Source organism: Parviterribacter kavangonensis (assembly GCF_056863335.1).
Genome location: NZ_JBXPJA010000001.1, coordinates 2507847 through 2530198 on the forward strand (window position 1 = coordinate 2507847; position 22352 = coordinate 2530198).

The 22352-nt window shown below is 71.5% G+C and carries 20 protein-coding genes; 7 read left to right on the top strand and 13 right to left on the bottom strand.

Annotation, left to right across the window (positions count from 1 at the left end; genetic code table 11):
* Positions 1–81: 81 nt before the first annotated feature.
* From AC1UE4_RS12870 to AC1UE4_RS12920, 11 genes are all read right to left on the bottom strand, one after another.
* Positions 82–4110 carry a DNA-directed RNA polymerase subunit beta' gene (locus AC1UE4_RS12870; RefSeq protein ID WP_482917628.1) on the bottom strand — a complete coding sequence of 1343 codons (4029 nt, stop codon included), beginning with the start codon at positions 4108–4110 and terminating at the stop codon, positions 82–84.
* Positions 4111–4137: 27 nt separating this feature from the next.
* Positions 4138–7743 (bottom strand): DNA-directed RNA polymerase subunit beta, encoded by a 3606-nt coding sequence (gene rpoB / locus AC1UE4_RS12875; protein WP_482917629.1) that lies wholly within the window; start codon positions 7741–7743, stop codon positions 4138–4140.
* A gap of 241 nt (positions 7744–7984) precedes the next feature.
* Positions 7985–9505 carry a calcium-binding protein gene (locus AC1UE4_RS12880; protein ID WP_482917630.1) on the bottom strand — a complete coding sequence of 507 codons (1521 nt, stop codon included), beginning with the start codon at positions 9503–9505 and terminating at the stop codon, positions 7985–7987.
* A 133-nt stretch (positions 9506–9638) separates the two neighbouring features.
* Positions 9639–10025, bottom strand: a complete 387-nt coding sequence (gene rplL, locus AC1UE4_RS12885; RefSeq protein WP_482917631.1) for a 50S ribosomal protein L7/L12 — start codon at positions 10023–10025, stop codon at positions 9639–9641.
* Between the two features lie 28 nt (positions 10026–10053).
* Positions 10054–10785, bottom strand: coding sequence for a 50S ribosomal protein L10 (gene rplJ, locus AC1UE4_RS12890; RefSeq protein ID WP_482917632.1), 732 nt, complete (start codon positions 10783–10785; stop codon positions 10054–10056).
* Between the two features lie 63 nt (positions 10786–10848).
* Complete coding sequence (gene rplA / locus AC1UE4_RS12895; RefSeq protein WP_482917633.1) at positions 10849–11574, bottom strand: 50S ribosomal protein L1; 726 nt, start codon at positions 11572–11574, stop codon at positions 10849–10851.
* Positions 11574–11999, bottom strand: coding sequence for a 50S ribosomal protein L11 (rplK, locus tag AC1UE4_RS12900; RefSeq protein WP_482917634.1), 426 nt, complete (start codon positions 11997–11999; stop codon positions 11574–11576). The genes rplA and rplK overlap by 1 nt, the downstream gene beginning before the upstream one ends.
* A 2-nt stretch (positions 12000–12001) precedes the next feature.
* A complete protein-coding gene (gene nusG / locus AC1UE4_RS12905) occupies positions 12002–12523 on the bottom strand; it encodes a transcription termination/antitermination protein NusG (RefSeq protein ID WP_482917635.1) in 522 nt (173 codons plus the stop codon).
* A gap of 31 nt (positions 12524–12554) precedes the next feature.
* On the bottom strand, positions 12555–13151 hold the full coding sequence (gene secE, locus AC1UE4_RS12910) for a preprotein translocase subunit SecE (RefSeq protein ID WP_482917636.1): 597 nt from the start codon (positions 13149–13151) through the stop codon (positions 12555–12557).
* Positions 13152–13163: 12 nt separating this feature from the next.
* The gene (gene rpmG, locus AC1UE4_RS12915) at positions 13164–13328 is read right to left on the bottom strand and encodes a 50S ribosomal protein L33 (RefSeq protein ID WP_482917637.1); all 165 of its coding nucleotides are present in this window, start codon (positions 13326–13328) and stop codon (positions 13164–13166) included.
* Positions 13329–13408: 80 nt separating this feature from the next.
* Entirely contained in the window at positions 13409–13801 is a 393-nt protein-coding gene (locus tag AC1UE4_RS12920; protein ID WP_482918241.1) for an FKBP-type peptidyl-prolyl cis-trans isomerase, read from the bottom strand.
* Positions 13802–14048: 247 nt separating this feature from the next.
* On the opposite strand from AC1UE4_RS12920, the gene AC1UE4_RS12925 reads away from it, so the two are divergent.
* Positions 14049–14942: an NAD(+)/NADH kinase gene (locus tag AC1UE4_RS12925; RefSeq protein WP_482917638.1), complete on the top strand. Its 894-nt coding sequence runs from the start codon at positions 14049–14051 to the stop codon at positions 14940–14942.
* Positions 14932–17442: a SpoIIE family protein phosphatase gene (locus AC1UE4_RS12930; RefSeq protein WP_482917639.1), complete on the top strand. Its 2511-nt coding sequence runs from the start codon at positions 14932–14934 to the stop codon at positions 17440–17442. The genes AC1UE4_RS12925 and AC1UE4_RS12930 overlap by 11 nt, the downstream gene beginning before the upstream one ends.
* A gap of 133 nt (positions 17443–17575) precedes the next feature.
* On the opposite strand, the gene AC1UE4_RS12935 is transcribed toward AC1UE4_RS12930, so the two are convergent.
* A complete protein-coding gene (locus AC1UE4_RS12935) occupies positions 17576–19033 on the bottom strand; it encodes a DHA2 family efflux MFS transporter permease subunit (protein WP_482917640.1) in 1458 nt (485 codons plus the stop codon).
* Positions 19034–19134: 101 nt separating this feature from the next.
* On the opposite strand from AC1UE4_RS12935, the gene AC1UE4_RS12940 reads away from it, so the two are divergent.
* Positions 19135–19782: a TetR/AcrR family transcriptional regulator gene (locus tag AC1UE4_RS12940; protein WP_482917641.1), complete on the top strand. Its 648-nt coding sequence runs from the start codon at positions 19135–19137 to the stop codon at positions 19780–19782.
* Between the two features lie 13 nt (positions 19783–19795).
* On the opposite strand, the gene AC1UE4_RS12945 is transcribed toward AC1UE4_RS12940, so the two are convergent.
* Positions 19796–20179: a cupin domain-containing protein gene (locus AC1UE4_RS12945; RefSeq protein WP_482917642.1), complete on the bottom strand. Its 384-nt coding sequence runs from the start codon at positions 20177–20179 to the stop codon at positions 19796–19798.
* A gap of 63 nt (positions 20180–20242) precedes the next feature.
* Here AC1UE4_RS12945 and AC1UE4_RS12950 point away from each other — a divergent pair, with 63 nt between their 5' ends.
* From AC1UE4_RS12950 to AC1UE4_RS12965, 4 genes are read left to right on the top strand one after another with little or no spacing between them, the layout of a single operon-like run.
* Positions 20243–20842, top strand: coding sequence for a TetR/AcrR family transcriptional regulator (locus AC1UE4_RS12950; RefSeq protein WP_482917643.1), 600 nt, complete (start codon positions 20243–20245; stop codon positions 20840–20842).
* Positions 20842–21528 (top strand): adenylate/guanylate cyclase domain-containing protein, encoded by a 687-nt coding sequence (locus tag AC1UE4_RS12955; RefSeq protein ID WP_482917644.1) that lies wholly within the window; start codon positions 20842–20844, stop codon positions 21526–21528. The genes AC1UE4_RS12950 and AC1UE4_RS12955 overlap by 1 nt, the downstream gene beginning before the upstream one ends.
* A gap of 10 nt (positions 21529–21538) precedes the next feature.
* Complete coding sequence (locus AC1UE4_RS12960) at positions 21539–21727, top strand: CsbD family protein (RefSeq protein ID WP_482917645.1); 189 nt, start codon at positions 21539–21541, stop codon at positions 21725–21727.
* A gap of 18 nt (positions 21728–21745) precedes the next feature.
* On the top strand, positions 21746–22351 hold the full coding sequence (locus tag AC1UE4_RS12965; RefSeq protein ID WP_482917646.1) for an FMN-binding negative transcriptional regulator: 606 nt from the start codon (positions 21746–21748) through the stop codon (positions 22349–22351).
* The last annotated feature ends 1 nt before the right edge of the window (position 22352 follow it).

The window sequence follows — 22352 nt, forward strand, 5'->3', positions numbered from 1 at the left end:
GCCCCATCCCTTGCTTGATCGGCTGGGTGCCCGCGCGCTGTAGGAGCGCGCGGGCCCGGCCGACGAACTACAGCCGAGGGACTACCGCTGGTCGTCGGGCACGTCGAGGTCGGCGAGCTCCTCGGCGAACCCGGTGTCGCCGCCACCGCCGCCGCCGGCGCCGATCTCGTCCAGCGCGGCGATGTCCTCGGAGAACGCCGAGCCGAAGTCGCTCAGGCCGTCGCCGTCACCGAGGCCGAGCTCGGCCGCGATGTCGTCGTGGTCGAGCAGGCCCACGGCGTCCATCGCGCGCGGGAGCGGCTCGGCCGGCTCGATCTCGATGCGGCGGTAGCGCTTGAGCCCCGTCGCGGCCGGGATGAGCTTGCCGATGATGACGTTCTCCTTCAGGCCGTTGAGGCGGTCGATCTTGCCCTCGAGCGCCGCATCGGTCAGCACCTTCGTCGTCTCCTGGAAGGAGGCGGCCGAGAGGAAGGACTCGGTGTTGAGCGAGGCCTTCGTGATGCCGAGGATCGTCTCCTCGTACTGGGCCGGAGCGCCGTCGATGCCCTCCATCGAGCGCAGGAACTCGTTGCGGTCCACGTACTGCCCCGGGAGGTAGTCCGTGTCGCCGCGCTGCTCGATCCGGATGCGCTTGAGCATCTGGCGGGCGATCAGCTCGATGTGCTTGTCGTTGATGTCCACGCCCTGGGACTTGTAGACCTCCTGCACCTGGGCGACCAGGTACTGCTCGGTCTCGGTCCGGCCGCGGATCGCCAGCAGGTCCGCCGGGTACAGCGAGCCCTCGTTGAGCTGGCGGCCGGCCTCGATCCGCTCGCCCTCGGACACGAAGATCCGGGTGCGGCGCGGGAAGGCGTAGCGGTGCTCCTCGCCCGAGTCGTCGGTGACGACGACGGTCAGCGCCTTCTCGGTCTCCTCGACCGAGACGACGCCGTCCTCACGGGCGATCTCCGCGAGGCCCTTCGGCTTGCGGGCCTCGAAGAGCTCCACGACACGCGGGAGGCCGTGCGTGATGTCCGCGCCGGCGACGCCGCCGGTGTGGAACGTCCGCATGGTCAGCTGCGTGCCCGGCTCGCCGATCGACTGGGCGGCGATGATGCCGACCGCGTCGCCGATCTGGACCATCTGGCCCGTGGCCGGCGCGACGCCGTAGCACTGCTGGCAGACGCCGGTCTGCGCGCGGCACTTCAGCACCGACCGGACGGCGATCCGCTCGGCCTCCGCCGCCACCAGACGGTCGAGGTCGTCGCGGCCGATGAGCTGCCCGGCCTCGATGCCGTGGGCGTCCGACGCGGCGATGCGCCCGACGAGGTTGTCGTTCGGGTCACCCGCGCGCGTGAGCACCTCGAGCTCGATCGAGTCCTCGCTGCCGCAGTCGACCTCGCGGACGATGACGTCCTGCGCCACGTCGACGAGACGGCGGGTCAGGTAGCCGGAGTCCGCGGTGCGCAGCGCCGTGTCGGCGAGGCCCTTGCGGGCGCCGTGGGTCGAGATGAAGTACTCGAGGACCGTCAGGCCTTCCATGAAGTTGGCCTTGATCGGGCGCTCGATGATCTCACCCTTCGGGTTGGACATCAGGCCGCGCATGCCCGCCAGCTGGCGGATCTGCTTGGCGGAGCCACGGGCGCCGGACGAGGCCATCATCCAGATGGGGTTCGTCTGGTCGAAGTGCTCCTCCATGGCCGTCGCGACCTCGTCGGTCGCCTGGTTCCAGGTGTTGACGACCGCCTCGTGCCGGTCCTGCTGGCTGAGCAGGCCCATCTCGTACTGCTCCTCGATCTCGCCGACCCGGGAGTCGTACTTCTCGAGGATCTGGGACTTGCTCGGCGGGATCACGACGTCGTTCTTGGAGATCGTGATGCCGGCGCGCGTGGCGAACCGGAACCCGAGGTCCTTGAAGGCGTCGAGGACCAGCGCGATCGTCGACGGGCCGTACCGCTGCACGAGCGCGTCGATGAGGCGCACGCTGTCGCGCTTGCGGATCGACTGGTTGACGAAGTCGTACTCGGCGGGATCGAACTCGTCGCCGAGCGCCTCCTCCAGCGCCCGCTCGATGCGGTCGTTGTAGATGATGCGGCCGACCGTCGTCAGGCGCGTGCTCTGCCCCTTCGGCCGGTACTCGGCCAGGTCGTGCAGCTTCACGACGCCGTTCTCGTAGGAGAGCTCGGCCTCCTGCGCGGTGCGGAAGACGTGCGGGCGCGGCTCGTACGTGCTCGGGTCGATCTCCTCGAGCTCGGCGGCCTCCGGGCCGTACGTCAGGTAGTACGCGCCGAGGACCATGTCCTGGGTCGGCGTCGCGAGCGGCGCGCCGTGCGCCGGCGACAGGATGTTGTTGCTCGAGAGCATGAGCAGCCGCGCCTCCGCCTGCGCCTCGGCGCTGAGCGGGAGGTGGACCGCCATCTGGTCGCCGTCGAAGTCCGCGTTGAACGCGTGGCAGACGAGCGGGTGGACCTGGATGGCCTTGCCCTCGACGAGCACCGGCTCGAACGCCTGGATGCCCAGGCGGTGGAGCGTCGGCGCGCGGTTGAGCAGCACCGGGTGCTCGTGGATGACCTCCTCGAGGACGTCCCAGACCTCCGGGATCATCGAGTCGACCATCTTCTTGGCGGCCTTGATGTTCTGCGCCGCCTTGCGCTCGACGAGCCGGGCCATGATGAACGGCTTGAACAGCTCGAGCGCCATGAGCTTCGGCAGGCCGCACTGGTGCAGCTTCAGGTACGGGCCCGACACGATGACCGAGCGGCCCGAGTAGTCCACGCGCTTGCCGAGCAGGTTCTGGCGGAACCGGCCCTGCTTGCCCTTGAGCATGTCCGAGAGCGACTTCAGCGGGCGGTTGCCCGGGCCCGTGACGGGCCGGCCGCGGCGGCCGTTGTCGAACAGCGCGTCGACGGCCTCCTGCAGCATCCGCTTCTCGTTGTTGACGATGATCTCCGGCGCGCCGAGGTCGAGCAGCCGCTTGAGGCGGTTGTTGCGGTTGATGACGCGGCGGTAGAGGTCGTTGAGGTCCGACGTGGCGAACCGGCCGCCGTCGAGCTGGACCATCGGGCGCAGCTCCGGCGGGATGACCGGGACGGCCTCCAGGATCATCTGGTCGGGGCGGTTGCCCGAGCGCCGGAACGCGTCGACGACCTTCAGGCGCTTGACCGCGCGGGCCTGCTTCTGGCCCTTGCCGGTGCGCACCTGCTCCTCGAGGTCGGCGGCCTCGGCGTCCAGGTCGACCTGCTCGAGCAGGTCGCGGATCGCCTCGGCGCCCATGCCGCCGCGGAAGTACTCGCCGAAGCCGTACGGGGAGCCGAAGCGCTCCTTGAGCTCGCGGAAGATCGTCTCGTCGTGCTCGATCTGCTTCGGGCCCATCTCGCGGAAGAGGTCCCAGACCGCGCGCATGCGCTCGATGGCGTCCTCGATGTACGCCTCGGTGTCGGCGATGTCGGCCTCGAACGTCTTGCGCAGCTCCTTGAGCATCTTCGCGCGCTCGTCGTCGTCGAGCTTCTTGACGTTCACGTCGAGCGACTCGGACCACATGTAGTCCTCGTCGTCGAAGTCCTTCTGGTCGCCGGACTCGAGGTGCTTCTCGCGGCGGGCGAGCTGCTCGCGCAGCTCGAGGACGCGCTCCTCGCGCTCGGCCGTGTACGAGTCGATGACCTCGTTGACGCGGGTCTCGAGCTCGGGCAGGTCGCGCTCGCGGGCCTCGTCGTCGACCCACGTCACGATGGACGCGGCGAAGTACAGGACCTTCTCGAGGTCCTTCGGGGCCATGTCGAGCAGGTAGCCGATGCGGCTCGGGACGCCCTTGAAGAACCAGATGTGGCTCACCGGGGCGGCGAGGTCGATGTGGCCCATGCGCTCACGGCGCACCTTGGACCGCGTGACCTCAACGCCGCAGCGCTCGCAGACGATGCCCTTGTACCGGACGCGCTTGTACTTGCCGCAGTAGCACTCCCAGTCCTTCGTCGGACCGAAGATGCGCTCGCAGAACAGGCCGTCCTTCTCGGGCTTGAGCGTGCGGTAGTTGATGGTCTCCGGCTTCGTGACCTCGCCCGAGGACCACGACCGGATCTGCTTGCTGGACGCGAGGCCGATCTCGATCGCGTCGAAGTTGTTGATGTCGATCACAGGCTGTTCCCTGGTTCCGGTCTTGAGCTAGTTCTCGTCGTCGCCGAGGGGGATGTCGGCGTCGAGGTCGATGTCGGGGACGGCGTCGGGGGTCGGGATCTCGGCCCCGATCTCCTCGTCGTCGGCGAGGTCCTCGGCCGACGCGTCCGTCGCGTCGGTCGTGTCGGTGCCTTCGTCGGCGGCCTCGTCGGGGCCGCCGGCGCGGACGCCGGACAGGTCGATGCCGAGCTCCTCCGCGGCGCGCAGGAGGTCGTCGTCCTCGTCGCCCATCTCCGCGCGGTTGCCCTCCTCGGACACCACGTTGACGTCGAGCGCGAGGGACTGCATCTCCTTCAGCAGCACCTTGAACGACTCGGGGATGGACGGCTCGGCGATGTTCTCGCCCTTGACGATCGCCTCGTAGGCCTTCACGCGCCCGACGGTGTCGTCGGACTTGATCGTGAGCATCTCCTGCAGCGTGTACGCCGCGCCGTAGGCCTCGAGCGCCCACACCTCCATCTCGCCGAAGCGCTGGCCGCCGAACTGCGCCTTGCCGCCCAGCGGCTGCTGGGTGACGAGCGAGTACGGGCCGGTGGAGCGGGCGTGGATCTTGTCGTCCACGAGGTGCAGCAGCTTCAGGATGTACATGTAGCCGACGGTCACCTGCTCCTCGAACGGCTCGCCGGTGCGGCCGTTGAAGAGGGTGAACTTGCCCGACGCGCGGGTGCCCGCGGGGCGGGACTCGTCGATGTCCATCCGGATGCGGCCCTGGTGGGCCTTCTGCCAGTTGACGAGCGCGGTGTCGACGTCCTCCACCGAGGCGCCGTCGAAGACGGGCGTCGCGGTGTAGACCTTCCCGCTGCCGCCGTTGCCGTCGGCGATCTTGAAGGCCTCGGTGCCGTCGTCGTACCAGCCCTCGGCGGCGGCCCACCCGAGGTGGGTCTCGAGGATCTGGCCGACGTTCATGCGCGACGGGACGCCGAGCGGGTTGAGGATGACGTCGATGGGCGAGCCGTCCTCCATGAACGGCATGTCGTGCTCGTCGACGATGCGCGAGATGACGCCCTTGTTGCCGTGGCGGCCCGCGAGCTTGTCGCCCTCGGAGATCTTGCGCTTCTTCGCGACGAAGACGCGGACGAGCTCGTTGACGCCCGGCGGCAGGTCGTCGCCGGCGTCGCGGGAGAAGGTCTTGACGTCGATGACGACGCCGCCCTCGCCGTGCGGCACCTTCAGCGAGGTGTCGCGCACCTCGCGCGCCTTCTCCTTGAAGATCGCGCGGATGAGCTTCTCCTCGGCGGTCAGCTCGGTCTCGCCCTTCGGCGTGACCTTGCCGACGAGCAGGTCGCCCGAGCCGACCTCGGCGCCGATGCGGACGATGCCGCGGTCGTCGAGGTTGCGCAGCGACTCCTCCGAGCGGTTCGGGATGTCGCGGGTGATCTCCTCGTCGCCGAGCTTCGTCGTGCGGGCGTCGATCTCGTACTCCTCGATGTGGATCGAGGTGAGCTCGTCGTCCTTCACGAGGCGGCGGCTGAGGATGATCGCGTCCTCGAAGTTGTAGCCCTCCCAGGACATGAAGGCGACGCGCAGGTTCTTGCCGAGCGCCATCTCGCCGTGGTCGGAGGCCGACCCGTCGGCGAGCACCTCGCCCTCCGCGACCTCCTGGCCCGGCTTGACCAGCGGCTTGTGGTGGATGAGCGTGCCCTGGTTCGAGCGCATGAACTTCTGCAGCTCGTACTCGTCGCGGCTGCCGTCGGTGCGGGCGATGACGATGCGGGTCGCGTCGACGTAGTCGATCGTGCCCGCGGCGCGGGCGATCACGACGTCGCCGGTGTCGCGCGCGGCGCGCAGCTCCATGCCGGTGCCCACCACGGGGGCGTCGGTCTTGAGGAGCGGCACGGCCTGGCGCTGCATGTTCGCGCCCATGAGCGCGCGGTTCGCGTCGTCGTGCTCGAGGAACGGGATCATCGCCGTCGCGACCGACCAGATCTGGTCGGGCGAGACGTCCATGAGGTCGACGTCCGTCGGGGCGACGGTCACGTACTGGCCGGCGAGCGTGCGGCAGAGCACCTCGTCGACGGTGATCTTGCCCTTGTCGTCGACCGGCGTGTTCGCCTGCGCGATGAGGAGGTCCTCCTCCTGCGTCGCGTCGTAGTGGACGATGTCGTCGGTGATCTTGCCGTCCTTGATGACGCGGTACGGCGTGGTGACGAAGCCGTGCTCCGAGACCTCGGCGTAGCTCGACAGCGAGCCGATCAGGCCGATGTTCGGACCCTCCGGCGTCTCGATCGGGCACATGCGGCCGTAGTGCGTCGGGTGGACGTCGCGCACCTCGATGGGCGCGCGCTCGCGGGTCAGGCCGCCGGCGCCGAGCGCGCTGAGGCGGCGGCGGTGCGTCAGGCCCGACAGCGAGTTCGTCTGGTCCATGAACTGGCTGAGCTGCGAGGAGCCGAAGAACTCCTTCAGCGCGGCCACGACCGGGCGGATGTTGATGATCGTCTGCGGCGTGATCGTGTCGGCGTCCTCGGTGGTGAGGCGCTCGCGCACGACGCGCTCCATCCGGTAGAGGCCGATGCGGAAGGCCTCCTGGATGAGCTCGCCGACGGTCCGCAGGCGGCGGTTGCCGAAGTGCTCGTACTCGTCGAGGTGGTCGGCGATCGGCTCGCGCGGCAGGATCACGGCCTCGGCCGCGTAGTCCTTGATCTCGACATCGGGGTCCTCGGGCAGGCCGAGCTCGCGCGGCAGGCGGACCAGCTCGCGGACCAGGGCGATGATGTCGTCGTGCGTCAGCGTGCGCGTGTCGAGGTCGATGTCGAGCCCGAGGCGCGAGTTGAGCTTGTAGCGGCCGACGCGCGTGAGGTCGTAGCGCTTGGGGTCGAAGAAGAGCTGGTTGAGGAGCGCCTTGGCGTTGTCGACGCTCGGCGGCTCACCCGGGCGCTGCTTCTTGAACAGCTCGATGAGGGCGCCCTCCTCGGTCTTGGTGACCTCGGTGTCGGCCTCGATCGTGTTGCGGATGTACGCGCTGTCCTCGAAGAGGCTGAGGATCTCCTCGTCGGTCGCGTAGCCCATCGAGCGTAGGAGGACCGTGACCGGCAGCTTGCGCTTGCGGTCGATGCGGACGTAGACGCGGCCCTTCTTGTCGATCTCGAGCTCGAGCCACGAGCCGCGGGCCGGCATGAGGTTGCCGACGAAGACCTGCTTCTCGCGGTCCTTGGGCTCCATCAGGTAGGCGCCGGGCGAGCGGACGAGCTGCGTGACGACGACGCGCTCGGTGCCGTTGATGATGAACGTGCCCCGCTCGGTCATCCACGGGAAGTCGCCCATGAAGACCGACTGCTCGCGGATCTCGCCGGTCTCCCGGTTGATGAAGGCGACGGTGACGGTCAGCGGGCGGGCGTACGTGAGGTCCTTCTCACGGCACTCGTCGATGCTCGCGACGGGGTCGTCGAAGACGAACTCGCCGAACTGGACCGCCAGGTTGCCCGTGTAGTCCTCGATCGGCGAGATGTCGTCGATCGTCTCCCGCAGGCCGCCCGCCTGCGGATCGGTGAGCCACTCGAACGACCGACGCTGGATGTCGATCAGGTTCGGGACATCGAGGACCTTGTTCAGGCGCGCGAAGGAACGGCGCACCCGGGGGGCGTCAACGGCAGGCACTGGGGCGACTCCTCAAGAGGGTCGGAGGGAGAGCGAAGATCGAGGCGGAGCGGTCCGTCGGACACGCGGACCGTCCAAGATACCACAGCAAGGCGTCGCCTCCTTCGGGAGGCGCGTCGACGCTCACGGACCCCGCCCGGGCCACGCCTCGTATGTACGCGAGGGGGCCGTAGGAGAGCGGCTGCGACTATCGGTCGACGGCGGGATTGTAGCGGCGAACCACGGTTCGCGCCAGAGGGCGTCAGCCGGCGCGCAGGGTGCGGACCTTCGACGCGCGCGTGGTGACGCCGGCGGCGTCGACGGTGGTCGCGGTCAGGCGGACCCGCAGCTTGCGCTTGCGCTTCACGACCCGCTGGCCGCTGCGCGACAGCCGCACCTTGATCGTCGCCGCCTGGCCCGGCGTGAGCGCGTAGGCCTTGCGGCCGAGCGTCTTGCGCGCGAGCGTCGCGATCCGCAGCGTCCCGCGGCAGCCGTCGAACGCCGCGGCCGCGCACGTGACCGCGACGGGCACGACGCCCTTGCGCATCCGCAGCTTGGCCGAGCGGATCGTGATGACCGATCCGAGGACGCTGGCCTCGCAGCCGGTCAGCACGTCGGTCTTGTCGGCGACGGCGCTGTCGGTGCCATCGCCGCACTGCACCTGGTCGACCTCGCCGTCGAGCGCCTGGATCGCGTCGTCGCCGGGTCCGGCGTCAAGGACGTCGGGGCCGGCACCGCCGAGCAGGCGGTCGTTGCCGAGCCCGCCCGACAGGAGGTTCGCGATCGCCGAGCCGGCGAGCGTGTCGCCCGCGAAGCCGCCGGTCACGTCCTCGACCGTCGCGCCCACGTTGTCGCCCTCCCCCGGGGCGCCGTCGTCGGCGTTGCCGTCGAGCGTCACGCGGACCGCCGCGGCGAGCCCCTCGTACGTCGCCCGGTCCCGGCCCTCGTCGCCGTTGATGACATCCGGGCCCGCACCCCCGGACAGGACGTCGTCGCCGGCCCCGCCGCCCAGCGTGTCGTTGGCACCCGCGCCGACGAGGACGTCGTTGCCCCCGTTGCCGGCGAGCAGGTTCGCGGCCTCGCTGCCGGTGAGCGTGTCGGCGCCCGCGCCGCCGAGGACGTTCTCGACGTCGACGCCGACGTTGTCGTTCTCGTTCGGCTCGCCGTCGCCGGCCTGCCCGTCGAGCGTCACGATCAGGTTCGTAGTGCGCGTCGAGTAGTCGGCCGTGTCGGTGCCGGTGCCGCCCGAGACGGCGTCGCCCGCGGGATCGGCCGGGAAGCTGTCGTCGCCGTCGCCGCCGTCGAGCGTGTCCGGCCCGTTCCCGCCGGCGATGACGTCGTTGCCGGCGCCGCCATTGACGGTGTCGGACTCGTCGTCGCCGAAGAGCTGGTCGTTGCCCGCGCCGCCGGTGATCGTGTCCGTGCCGCCGCCGGCCCGGATGATCGCCGGCGTCGCCGCGTTCAGGACCACCGTGTCGTTGAGGTCGCCCGTCTCGACGTTGACGAGCGTGATGCCGGCCGCCGGGCATGTCGCCGTGTTCTTGGCGGTCGACGTGCACGACCCCTTCGCGCTGACCGTGACGCCGCCGCTGCCGGGCCCCTGGTCGGAGATCGTGTAGACGTCGCCCGCCAGGCTGATCGTCAGCTGGTTCTTCTCCTGCTGGTCGGCGAGGTAGCTGAGCGTCGTCCCCGACGCGGTGACCGTCGCCGCGTCCGCGACGGCCGCCGGGGCCAGCGACGCGAGCAGCACGAGGAGAGGCGCGACCAGCCGGAGAACGCTCATGCGGTGAAGCCAACCGCACCGGGCGGACGCTTCTGCCTCCGGAACGAGGAAGGGGCGCGTCTCCGCGCCCCCTCGAGGATTTCGCTCCGGAGGCCGCAGGGACCTCCGGACGAAACGGATCTTGCCGTCGGCCCTACTTGACCTCGACGGAGGCGCCGGCCTCCTCGAGCTCGGCCTTGAGCTTGTCGGCCTCCTCGCGCTCGACGCCCTCCTTGACGGGCTTCGGGGCCTCGTCGACGAGCGCCTTGGCCTCCTTCAGGCCCAGGCCGGTGGCCGCGCGGACGACCTTGATGACCTGGATCTTCTTGTCGCCGGCGCCGGTGAGGACGACGTCGAACGCCGTCTGCTCCTCGGCGGCCTCGCCGCCGCCGCCGTCGCCGCCGCCCGCAGCCGGGGCCGCAGCGGCGACCGCCGTCGCGGAGACGCCGAACTCCTCCTCGAGGGCCTTGATGCGCTCGGCGAGCTCGAGCACGGAGATCGACTTGAGCTCGTCGATCCAGTCCTGGGTGCTGGTAGCCATGTTCTGTTCCTCTCTCTACGAAGTTCTCTTACGAAGTTGCCGATTCGTCGTCCGCGCCCTCGGCCTGATCGGGCTGAGCGGGCTCGGGGTCACCGGCGGGGCCGGCGTCCGGGTCGTCGGCGCTCTCCTCGGGGAGCGGCGCCGGCTGGTTCGGAGCGTCCGCGGCCTCGGAGGCCTCCTCCGGAGAGGGGGTCTCCTCGGCGCTCGCCTCGGCGGCAGGTGCCTCGGCCGGGGCGTCTCCGCCCACGAGCCCCTGGTCGCGGATCGCGCCGAGCGCGATCGCGAGACCGCCGACGAGCGCGTTGAGCGTCCGGGCGAGTCCGGCGATCGGGTGCGCCACCACGCCGACGAGCTGCCCGTAGAGCACCTCGCGACTGGGGAGCCGGGCGATCGCGCCGATGTCCTCCGGCGACAGCGCCTGACCGTCCATGAAGCCGCCCTTGAACGGCAGCAGGTCGGTCGCCCGCGCGTAGTCGCGCAGCGCCTTCGCCGCGGCGGCGGCGTCGCCCCGGACGAACGCCAGCGCGGTCGGGCCCTCGAGGAGCTCCTTCAGCGCCGGGGCGTCCGCGGCATCGGCGGCCCGCTCGGTCAGCGTGTTCTTCACGACGGCGAACTGGGTGTCCGCCGCGCGCAGCTGCGTTCGCAGCTCGCTGGCCTGGGGCACGCTGAGCCCGCGGTAGTCGACCGCGAACACCGCCTGCGCCTCTCTGATGTTGGCCGCGATCTCCTCGATCACGGCAGCCTTCTGCTCTCGGTTCATGAGCCTCCTGCGCGGGTCTTAAGCGGTGATGGCCGCCCGCGGTCTTCGGAGAGCGGATGTGCCTTACGCGCTCGCGGGCGCGGGCACCTCCGACTCCGAGCGGGTGCGGGACGGATCGACCTTGATGCCCGGGCCCATCGTGGACGCGAGCGTGATCGACTTGATGTAGCGGCCCTTCGCGCCCGACGGCTTGGCGCGGATGATCTCCTCGAGCAACGTCGTGTAGTTGTCGAGCAGCGCCTTCTCGTCGAACGAGGTCTTGCCGATCGTGATGTGGACGTTCGCGGTGCGGTCCGTCCGGTACTCGATCTTGCCGGCCTTCGACTCGCTGACGGCCTTGGCGACGTCCATCGTCACCGTGCCGACGCGCGGGTTCGGCATCTTGCCCTGCGGGCCGAGGATGCGGCCGAGGCGGCCGACGACCGGCATCATGTCCGGCGTCGCGATCGCCACGTCGAAGTCGGTGAAGCCCTCCTGGACGCGCTCCGCGAGGTCATCGGCGCCGACGACGTCCGCGCCGGCCTCCTCGGCCTCGCGGGCCTTGTCGCCCTTGGCGAACACCGCGACGGTCACGTCCTTGCCGAGCCCGTGCGGCAGCGCGACGGTGCCGCGCAGCTGCTCGTCGGCGTGGCGGACGTTCAGCCCGGTGCGGATGTGGACCTCGACGGACTCGTCGAAGCTCGCGCGCTTGGTCTCCTTGACGAGACGGACGGCCTCGCCCGGCGCGTACTCGCGCGTCCGGTCGACCTTCGCCTTCGCCTCGACGAACTTCCTGCCGTGCTTGGGCATCAGCCCGACACCTCCACGCCCATCGAGCGGGCGGTCCCGGCGATGATCTTCGCGGCCTGGTCCACGTCGTGCGCGTTCAGGTCCTGGAGCTTCTTCTCGGCGATCTCGCGCAGCTGAGCCTGGCTGATCGTGCCGACCTTGTCCTTGTGCGGCTCGCTCGAGCCCTTCTCGATCCCGATCGCCTGGCGGATGAGCACCGCGGCCGGCGGGGTCTTCGTGATGAAGGTGAACGAGCGGTCCTCGAAGACCGTGATCTCCACCGGGATCGTCACGCCCATGTCGCCCGCCGTCTGGGCGTTGAACGCCTTGACGAACTCCATGATGTTGATCCCGTGCTGACCCAGCGCGGGGCCGACCGGCGGAGCCGGGCTTGCCTGGCCGCCGGGGGCCTGAAGCTTGATGGTTGTGAGGACCTTCTTAGCCATTCCTAGACCTTCTTCACCTGGTCGAAGCCGACCTCGACCGGGGTCTCGCGGCCGAAGATGCTAACGAGGACCTTCAGGCGGCTGGAATCCTCGTTGATCTCCGCGATCTCACCGGTGAAGTCGGAGAGCGGGCCCGAGATGACCTTGACGCTCTCGCCGATCGTGTACGTCGTCTTCTTGCGCTCGCGCACCGCGACCTCGCGGTGCAGCAGGCGGTCGACCTCGGGCTGCGTGAGCGGCACGGGCTCGTTCGAGGCGCCGACGAAGCCCGTCACGCCCGGCGTGCCCTTGACGACCTGCCACGAGTCCTCGTTGAGGTCCATGTTCACGAGCACGTAGCCGGGCATCGTGCGCTTCTCGACCGTGATCTTCTGGCCGTCCTTCATCTCCGAGGTGGTCTCGGTGGGGACGACGACCTGACGCACGGAGCGCTTCTGCCCCATGGTGGACACGCGGTGCTCGAGGTTCTGCTTGACCTTGTTCTCGTGCCCTGAGTAGGTGTTGACGACGTACCAGCGGAACATTGCTTGGAAGCTCTCGTGAAGAAGGCGGGGACTAGATGATGAAGTCGACGAGTTCCTTGGCCACGTAGTCCGCGGCGCCCAGGAAGAGCCCCGCGACCACGACGAAGCCAAGCACGACCGCGGTCGCCTGACCGACCTGCCGGCGGTCCGGCCACTGCACGCGCTGGAGCTCGGCCCACGAGGCGCGCAGGAAGTTGATGAAGCGGCCGCCGCCGGGGCCGTGGGCCGGAGCGTCGGAGCCGCGCGCGGCGACCGCGCCGACGACGGGCGGGGCCTCCTCCTCGCGCTCGCGCCCGAACGCGTCCTCGGCGTCGGCCTCGTCGCCCAGCGCGGCGCGCTCGGCGGCGTCGGGGTCGGCCTCGGGCTCGCCGTCGGCGCCCGACACCAGCGCCGCCTCGAACTCGTCGACCTCGCCGCTGTGCTCGAACGGCCCGGGGACGTTCTCGCGATGGATCGGCTGCTCCTGCGGCAGCAGGTCGTCGTCGTGCGAGGCGCCCGAGACGTCGGGAACGTCACCCGGATCCCCGGGGACCCCGGGGACGTCGGGCGTCCGCGCGTCGTCGCGCTTGGACTCCCGGGGAAGGCGGCGCTGCTTGCGCGCCTTCGCTCGCTGACGATCGCGGGCCACGGGACGACGTGCCTACCGGGTCTCCCGGTGGGCGGTGTGCGTCCGGCACCACTTGCAGAACTTGCGCAGCGTGATGCGGTCGGGGTTGTTCCGCTTCGACTTCTTGGTCATGTAGTTGCGGCGCTTGCACTCCTCGCACGCGAGGGTGACTCCGATCCGCACGTCGCCTCGGGCCATGGTGTGACTCCGACTTCGGGCCTGACAGAGAAGCGACCCGCCGAGGGGCAGGTCGAGCGCACAAGTGTAGCGCGGCGGCGCTACTTGCCGGACTGGACCTTCTCGAGGTCGACGACGAAGATGAGCGTCTCGTTCGGGCCGATCGCCGGCGGCGACCCCTGCGGGCCGTACGCCTGGTCCGGCGGGATGACGAGCTGGCGGCGCCCGCCGACCCGCATGCCCTTCACGCCCTCGTCCCAGCCGGGGATGACCTGGCCGGCGCCGAGCGTGAACGTGAACGGCTCGCCGCGGTTCCACGACGCGTCGAACTCCGCCCCGTCGGACCAGTTCACGCCGACGTACTGCACCGACACGTTGTCGCCGGGCTTGGCGACCTTCCCCTTGCCCTTGACGACGTCCTCCTTCTCGAGGGTCGTCGGCGCGTCGCCCCCGGGCGGCGTGATCGAGGGCTTCTCCTCGAGGTCCTTGGAGATCGCCGCCGGCTCCGACGCCGTGGACTGGGTGGTCTCGGCCTGCGTCTGCTCGGCGGCGGCGGTTCCGGTGCTGCCGTTCTCGTCGTCGTCACCGCAGGCGCCGAGCGCGAGCGCGAGCGCCGCGACGGCCGGGAGCACGATGGTCCTGGGGCTGGGCATGGCGCGCAAGGCTAGTGGTCGGGAGCTCCGGTTCCTGCCGAACGCCCGTCACCACAGCGCTCGCGCGCTCGCGTAGGGTCTCCGCACCGTGGCTGTCCCCACGCAGACCGGCGTCGTCGGCGTCGTCGTGCACCCGCGACGTCCGATCGACGACGCCATCGCCGCCGTGCGCGACTGGGCGGTCGGGCACGGGCACGTGTTCGGGCAGATCCTCGTCGAGGGGCAGGACCGGCGCGTCGCCGACCCGATCGAGCCGAACGCATGCACGGTGATCGTCGCCGTCGGCGGCGACGGGACGGTCCTGGCGGCGCTGCACGCGGCCGAGCCCGTCGGCGCGCCGGTGCTCGGCGTCGCGTGCGGCAGCCTCGGCGCGCTGACGTCGGTGAAGGCCGGCGACGTCGCCACCGCGCTCGACCGCGTCGCACGCGGCGAGGGCGACCCGCGCGCGCTGCCGGCGCTCATGGTCACCCGCGACGGCGAGCCGCTCGGCGAGGCGTTCAACGACCTCGCGGTCGTGCGCGGGGGCGCCGGGCAGGTCGTGCTCGACGTCGACGTCGACGGCGCGCAGTTCGCGCGCATGGCGGGCGACGGCGTCGTCGTCGCGACGCCGCTGGGCTCGAGCGCGTACACGCTCGCCGCGGGCGGGCCGCTCGTCGCCGTCGGCGACGACGACATGCTCGTCGTCACCCCGCTCGCTCCCCACGCCGGCGCGATCCCGCCGCTCGTCCTCGGCGCGCACACGTCGCTGTCGATCACGGTCGACGGAGGCTGGGCGGGCGCACGGGTGGAGCTCGACGGGCGCGTCGTCTCGCGCCAGGCGCCCGAGCCGAACGCGCCGCCGTTCACCCTCGGCGTCGCCCTGCGCCCGGCGGCGGCGAAGCTCTTGGACCTCGACGGCGAGACGCTGATCGCCGGCCTGCGCCGCCGGGGGGTCATCTCCGACAGCCCGCGCCTGCGCGCGCGGGACGCGCGTGCACGCTGACCCGCCCGCTCCCCTGCTCGTCGCCCTCGGCGTCATCGCGGTCGTGGTCGCGATCGACGCGACCCTGGGCGAGAGGGTCGTCCTCATCGGGCTGGTCGTCAGCGCGCCGCTGCTCTGCGGCCTGACGACGACGCCCGCGCGCACACGGATCGCGGCGCTCGCGGCAGTCACCGCGGCGCTGCTGGCCGCCATCTGGAACGACAACGTCGACAGCTGGTCGTACTGGGTGCCGCTGTCGGTCGTGACGATGGCCTCGGTCTTCGCGGTGCTCATGGCCGTCTTCCGCCAGCGACTGCGGCGCGAGACCGCGCGCATGCGCGCGATGGCCGAGATCGGCGTCATCGCGACCGGCACGCGCAACGTGCAGGACACCGCGCAGGCGATCGCGGAGGTGCTCGTGCCGTCGCTGGCGGACTTCTGCGTCATCGACCGCGTGACGGCCGAGGGGCAGGCCCAGCGGCTCGCGGGGACGTTCACTGGCGACCCGGCGCTCATGCAGCGGTTCATGGCGCGACCCCCGAGCCGGGCGGAGGTCGCCGGCAGCTCCGCCGGGACGATCGCGACGCAGCGCCCGGCGCTCATCTCGGACTTCGACGACGAGGCGCGGCAGCGACTCGCCCACGACGCGGCCGACCTCGACCTGCTGCGGGCGTTCGAGATGGACTCGATCGTGTCGGTGCCGCTGGTCGCGCGCGGCCGGACGGTCGGCGTGCTGACCCTCGGCACGATGGCGCCGCGGACCCGCTTCGACAGCGAGGCGGTGGGCGCGGTGGCGACGATCGGCGGGCGCGCGGCGCTCGCGCTCGACAACGCGGCGCTGTCGCGCGAGCTGTCGAGCACCGAGCAGCAGCTCGAGGCGATCCTGCGCACCGTCGACGCGGCGATCATGGTGCGCAGCCGCGAGGGCGCCCTCGTCTACGCCAACCGCGCCGCCGCCGACCTCCTGCGCGTGCCCGACCCGCAGGCGCTGCTCGGCGTGACGTCGCAGGAGCTCATGGCGCGGTTCGAGGCCTACGACGAGCACGGCGAGGCGATCGACCTCACCGATCTCCCCGGTCAGCGCGTGCTCGCCGGCGATCCGGCGCCGCCGCCGGTGCTCGTGCGCAACATCGTCCGGGCCACCGGCGAGGAGCGGTGGCTGCTGAACAAGGCGACGCCGGTCGTCGACGACGAGGGCCGGCCGGTGATGGCGGTGAACCTCATCGACGACGTCACCGAGTCCAAGCGCGGCGAGCTCGCCCAGGCCGTGCTCGCCGAGGCCGCCCGGCAGCCGACCGACGCCGCGGGGCTGGCCGAGACGCTGCAGGCGATGGCCGACGCGGCGGTGCCCGGCCTGGCCGACTGGGCGCTCATCGACCTCGCCGGAGCGCGGGGCGGCCTGCGCCCCGTCGCGGTCGCGCACCGCGACCCCGAGCTGCGCGCGCTGGGGTGGCGGCTGCGCACCGCGTTCGGCGGCGAGCTCTTGCCCGGCCGTCCGCTGTCGCGCACCGCGGCATCGGGGGAGCCGACGCTGTGGGCACCCCAGAGCGACGAGGAGCTCCTGGCCGGCGCGACGTCGGACGAGCACCGCGAAGCGCTGCGGCGGGCGAACCTGCGGTCGGGGATGGTCGTCGCGCTGCGGGCGGGCGAGGAGGTGCTGGGGACGCTGACGTTCGTCTCGTCGACCGCGCGGCGCTTCGACGCGCGCGACCTCGACCTGGCCTCCGACCTGGGCCGCCAGGCGGGCGTCGCGATCAAGAACGCGCAGCTCAACCACGAGCGAGCGCACATCGCGCACACGCTGCAGGCCGGGCTGCTGCCGGACTCGCTCCCGTCCGTCGAGGGCTGGGCAGTCTCGAGCGTCTACCGCCCGGCGGGCGTGCTCAACGAGGTCGGCGGGGACTTCTACGACGTCGTCGGCTTCCCGCGCGGGTGGGCGGTGCTGATCGGCGACGTCGTCGGCAAGGGCGCCGAGGCGGCGGCGCTGACGGCGATGGTTCGCCACACGCTCGCCGCGGTCATCGCGACGACGGGCGATCCCGCGCACGCATTGCGCGTCGCCAACGACCGGCTGCGCACCCGGCAGGACGTGCTCCCGGCGCTGTGCACCGTCGCGATCGTCACGGTGTCGGCCGGCGACGAGGTGCTCATCCACTCCGCCGGCCACCCGCTGCCGCTGCTGCGCCGCGGCGGCGAGGTCCACCCCATCGGGCGGACGAGCCCCACGCTGGGGATCGAGCACGACGTCGACGTCGTCGGGACGACCGCGCACGTGCGGCCCGGCGACCAGCTCCTGCTCTACACCGACGGGGTGATCGACGCGACCGGCGAGACCGGCCGCTTCGGGGAGGAGCGGCTCGTCCGCGCGCTGTCGTCGCTCGACGCGGACGGCGAGGAGAGCGTCGCCCGGCTCGTCCTGCGGTCGATCGATGCGTTCGCGCGCGGGGAGCAGAGCGACGACATCGCGATGATCAGCCTGGAGCGCACGAACGCCGGCGCGCTCGAACCGCGCGCCGCCTGAGTCGTCACCACTTCGCAACACCGGCCGGCGGGAGCGGGACCAGCATGGCAACCATGCCGCTCTTCCCGCTCCGCCCCGAGCTCGTCCGTGCGCTCGCCGCCGTGTGCGAGCTGCCGCTACCCGCCTGCGACGATCAGTGGGCCAGCACGGGCTCGCCCGCCGGCTCCCCGACGCGCACCGGCCGCATCGTGAACGCGACGATCACGGCGCCCGCGGCGAACACGCCCGCTGCGATCCAGAACGCGACGGTGTAGCCGTGGACGGCGGCCGCCTGCGCCAGGTCGGGCGAGGGCGTGTGCGACGAGGCGTACGACGTCGCGGCGCTCGCGAAGATCGAGCTCAGCAGCGCCGTGCCGATCGACCCGCCGACCTGCTGCATCGTGTTCACCATCGCCGACGCGACGCCCGCGTCACGCGGCTGCACGCCGTAGGTCGCGCTGCTGATCGCCGGAGCGAAGATGTTCCCCATCCCGACGCCCATGACGAGCAGCGCGGGCAGCACGTGCGTGAGGTAGCTCGAGTCAGGCGTCAGCTGGGCGAGGTACACCATCCCGATCGCGCCGAGCGTCATGCCCGTGACGATGAGCGGCCGCGGCCCGACCTTCGCGAGGAACTTGATGTTCACCGAGGTCGCGGTGATCGTGATCGCGAACGGCATCGGCAGGAACGCGAGCCCGGTCTGGATCGGCGTGAAGCCCTTCGACTCCTGCAGGAAGTACGTCAGGAACAGGAACACGGCGAACATCGCGATGCCCGACAGGCCGATCGCGAGGTACGACCCGCCGCGCGTGCGGTCGGTGATGACGCGCAGCGGCAGGAGCGGGTGCTTCGCCCGCGACTCGATCCACACGAACGCCGACAGGAGCACGACGGCGGCCGCGAGCATGAAGATCGTCACCGGGTGGCCCCACGAGTGCGTCTCGGAGTTCGAGAAGCCGTAGACCAGCGCGAAGAGGCCGGCGCTCGCGGTCAGCGTGCCGGGGAGGTCCAGCGGCGGACGGCTCGGATGCATCTCGTTGACGAGCAGCCGCAGCCCGGCCAGCGCGGCGGGGATCGCGAAGAGCAGGTTCACGTAGAGGCACCAGCGCCACGACAGCGTCTCGGTGAGGATGCCGCCGAGCAGCAGGCCGATGGCCGCGCCGCCGCCGGCGAGCGCGCCGAAGATGCCGAACGCCTTCCCGCGCTCGGACGGGTCGGTGAAGATCGTCGCCAGCAGGGCGAGCGCCGACGGGGCGAGCACCGCGCCGAAGACGCCCTGCAGCGCGCGAGCGCCGACGAGCACGCCGAAGGACTGCGCCGCACCGCCGATCGCCGAGGCGATCGCGAAGCCGAGCAGGCCGCCGATGAACGCCCACTTGCGCCCGAAGAGGTCGCCGAGACGACCGCCGAGGAGCAGCAGCGAGCCGAACGCCAGCGCGTACGCGGTGACGATCCACTGGCGCGAGGCGTCGTCGAAGCCGAGGTCCGCCTGGGCGCTGGGCAGCGCGATGTTCACGATCGTCGCGTCGAGCACGACCATGAGCTGGGCCATGGCGATGACGCCGAGGATCAGCCAGCGGCGCTCGTGGTGGGGGTTGGTCTGGGGTGGCATCCGGGGCGGCTCTCTTCCGAAGTGGAGGTGGTTCCTCAAGTTCTTCGCGCACGGTAGCACGAACTGGAGGACTTGTCTCCGTTTTCGTCTACACTGGCACCGTGGCCACCGCCGAACGTCCCCTCCGCGCCGACGCCGAGCGCAACCGCCAGCGGATCCTCGCCGCGGCCGCCGAGGTGTTCGCGGAGCGCGGCGTCGACGTCTCGCTCGACGACATCGCGCACGCTGCGGGCGTCGGCGTCGGCACGGTCTACCGGCGGTTCCCAAGCAAGGACGACCTCATCGAGGCGCTCTTCGAGGAGAAGATCCGCGCGATCGAAGGTGCGGCCCGCCGCGGGCTCGAGGCCGAGGACCCGTGGACGGGGTTCGAGACGTTCCTGCGCGAGGCGTGCGCGGCGCACGCCGCCGACAGCGGCCTCAAGGAGGTCCTGCTCAGCGGCGACCGCGGTCGCGAGCAGGTCGCCCGCGGGCGGGAGCGCATCGCCCCGCTCGCGATGCGGATCGTCCGCCGCGCGCAGGAGGCGGGCGCGCTGCGCGCCGACCTCGGCGCGTTCGACGTCCCGCTCATGCAGTTCATGGTCAGCTTCGTCGCCGACAAGACCCGCTGCGTCGCCCCGGACTACTGGCAGCGGATGCTCACGATCCTGCTCGACGGCCTGCGCGCCGACCGCTCCGAGCTGACCGCGATGCCGGTGCAGCCGCTCTCGCCCGACGAGTTCGTCGGCGCGATGGCCCGCAAGACCCGCTGACGCGAGTCCGCCGCTAGGCGGTCGCTCGCGACAGCTCCGTCCGCGGGCTCGGCACGTACGACGCGCCGGGCACGCCGCCCATCACGAGCATCCGCACGCCGCTGTCGCCCGTCGTGACCTTGCGGGTCGTGCCGGCGCCGACGCGGATCATCGTGTCGCGCGTCATCGCGACGTCATCGCCGGCGACCGCCATCGTCGCCTCGCCGCCGAGCACGACGTAGACCTCCTCCTGGCCGTCCTCGGCGTGGTCGTGCTCGGGGTAGCCCTCGAACCCGGGCGGCAGCTCGATGACCTGGAAGCCGAAGCTCGTCACGCCAAGCTCGGCCCGGGCCTTCTTGAAGCCGCCCCCGTGGCTGGCTTCCATCTCGTCGATGCGCTTCGCGGTGTAGTCGCTCATGGCGCCGGAACTTAGCGACCGATCGGTCGCTATGCAAACCCGAGGTCGGTAGGCTGCGCAGCGATGCCCCGCCGATCGGCTGCCGATACGCTGGAGACCAAGCGCCGCATCGTCGAGCGCTCCGTCGCGGTGTCGTCGGTGGAGGGCCTCGAGGGACTGACGATCGGGCGGCTCGCCGGCGACCTCGGGATGAGCAAGAGCGGCATCCTGCGTCACTTCGAGACGAAGGAGCGCCTGCAGCTCGCGGCCGTCGAGGACGCGGCCGCGCACTTCGCCGGCGCGGTCCAGGCGCGGGCCCGCGACACGGAGCCGGGGCTCGAGCGGCTGCTCGCCCTCGCCGACGCATGGATCGACTACGTCGCGGGGCGACGCTCGACCGGGGGCTGCTTCTTCACCGCCGCGTCGACCGAGTTCGACGGGCGGCCGGGGCCGGTGCGCGATGCGATCGCCGGGTGGCTCGACGCGTGGGCGCGGGCGCTGGACGGTGAGCTGCGGACGGCGATCGACGCGGGCGAGATCCCCGCGGACACCGACCGCAAGCAGGTCCTCTTCGAGCTGTCGGGGACGATCATGGGCCTCAACCAGCAGCTGCTGCTGCGCGGGGACGGCGCGGCGCCGCGGCGCGCGCACCGGGCGGTGCGGCGGATCCTGGGGACGGCGTGATGAGCGACGCCGCGACGTTCGTCTTCGCGGACATCGCGGGGTTCACCGCGCTGACCGAGGCGCACGGCGACGAGGAGGCGGCGGCGCTCGCGGCGGACTTCTGCGCCGCGGTGAAGGCGGAGCTGCCCGGCTGCGGCGGCACGCACGTCAAGTCGATCGGCGACGCGCTCATGCTGCGCGTGCCCGAGCCCGCACGCGCCATCGAGCTCGGCCTGCGCATCGCCGGCGAGCTCATGCGCGACCACGGCTCCCCCGCCGTCCGCGTCGGGATGCACCACGGCCCGGCGGTGGAGCGCGACGGCGACTTCTTCGGCGCGACGGTCAACCTCGCCGCACGTGTGTCGGCGGCGGCGGTCGGCGGCGAGGTGCTCATGACCGCGGGCACGGCGGCGCTCGCTCCCGCTCCGCGCGGCGTGGTCTACGAGTCGCGCGGGCGGCGCGAGCTGCGCAACGTGCGCGAGCCGGTCGAGCTGGTCGCGGCGGTGCGCGTCGGCGAGGCCTCCGGCACGCAGCTGGCGTTCGACCCCGTGTGCCACATGGCCGTCGACCCGGATCGCGCGGCCGGCCGCCTCGTCCACGAGGGCACCGCCTGGTTCTTCTGCAGCCTCGAGTGCGCGGGCCACTTCGCGCGCCATCCCGACCGCTTCGCGCGAGATCGACGGTCGCCGGGCGCACGGACCGGGTAGCACCGGTTCCATGAGCATCACCGACAAGATCACCGGACGCATCAAGAAGGCCGCCGGCGACCTCGCGGATGACGCGTCGCTGCGGCGCGAGGGCCGCCTGGAGGAGCGCAAGGGCGAGGCCAAGGAGGACGCCGCCGCCGCGCAGGAGCGCGCCGACGAGAAGTCCCGCGAGGCCGCGGACCTCGAGCGCCGCACCTGATCTCGTGATCGCGCGCCGGTGGGTAGTCCCGCCGGCGTGCACATCAAGGACGCCTTCGCGATACGCGACGTCGCGGCGGCGCGCGCGATCGCTCGCACGCACCCGTTCGCGACGCTCGTGACCGCCGACCTGCGGGCGACGCACATGCCGTTCCTCGTCGAGGAGCACGCGGCCGAGCTCGTCGTGCTCGGCCACGTCGCGTGCGCCGACCCGGTCGCGGACGCGCTGGACGGCGACGTGCTCGCCATCTTCGAGGGCCCGCGCGGCTACGTGTCGGCCAGCTGGTACGGCGACGAGACGATCCCGACGTGGAACCACGTGACGCTGCACGTCCGGGGCCGCCCGGAGCTCTTCGACGACGCGCTGCCGCTGCTGCGCGCGACCGTCGACCGGTTCGAGCAGCGAGTGGAGCATCCGTGGACGCTCGACCGGCTCGGCGACACGGCGCGGTCGATGGCCGACCAGGTCGTCGCCTTCCGGCTGCGCGCGTCGTGGTGGCACGCCGAGGCGAAGCTCTCGCAGGACAAGCCCGCCGACGAGCAGCGGCGGGTGCTCGCCGGCTTCGAGCGCCCGGGGCCGTACGGGAACCCGGCGCTCGCGGCGGCCATGCGCGCTCGCGCCTGAC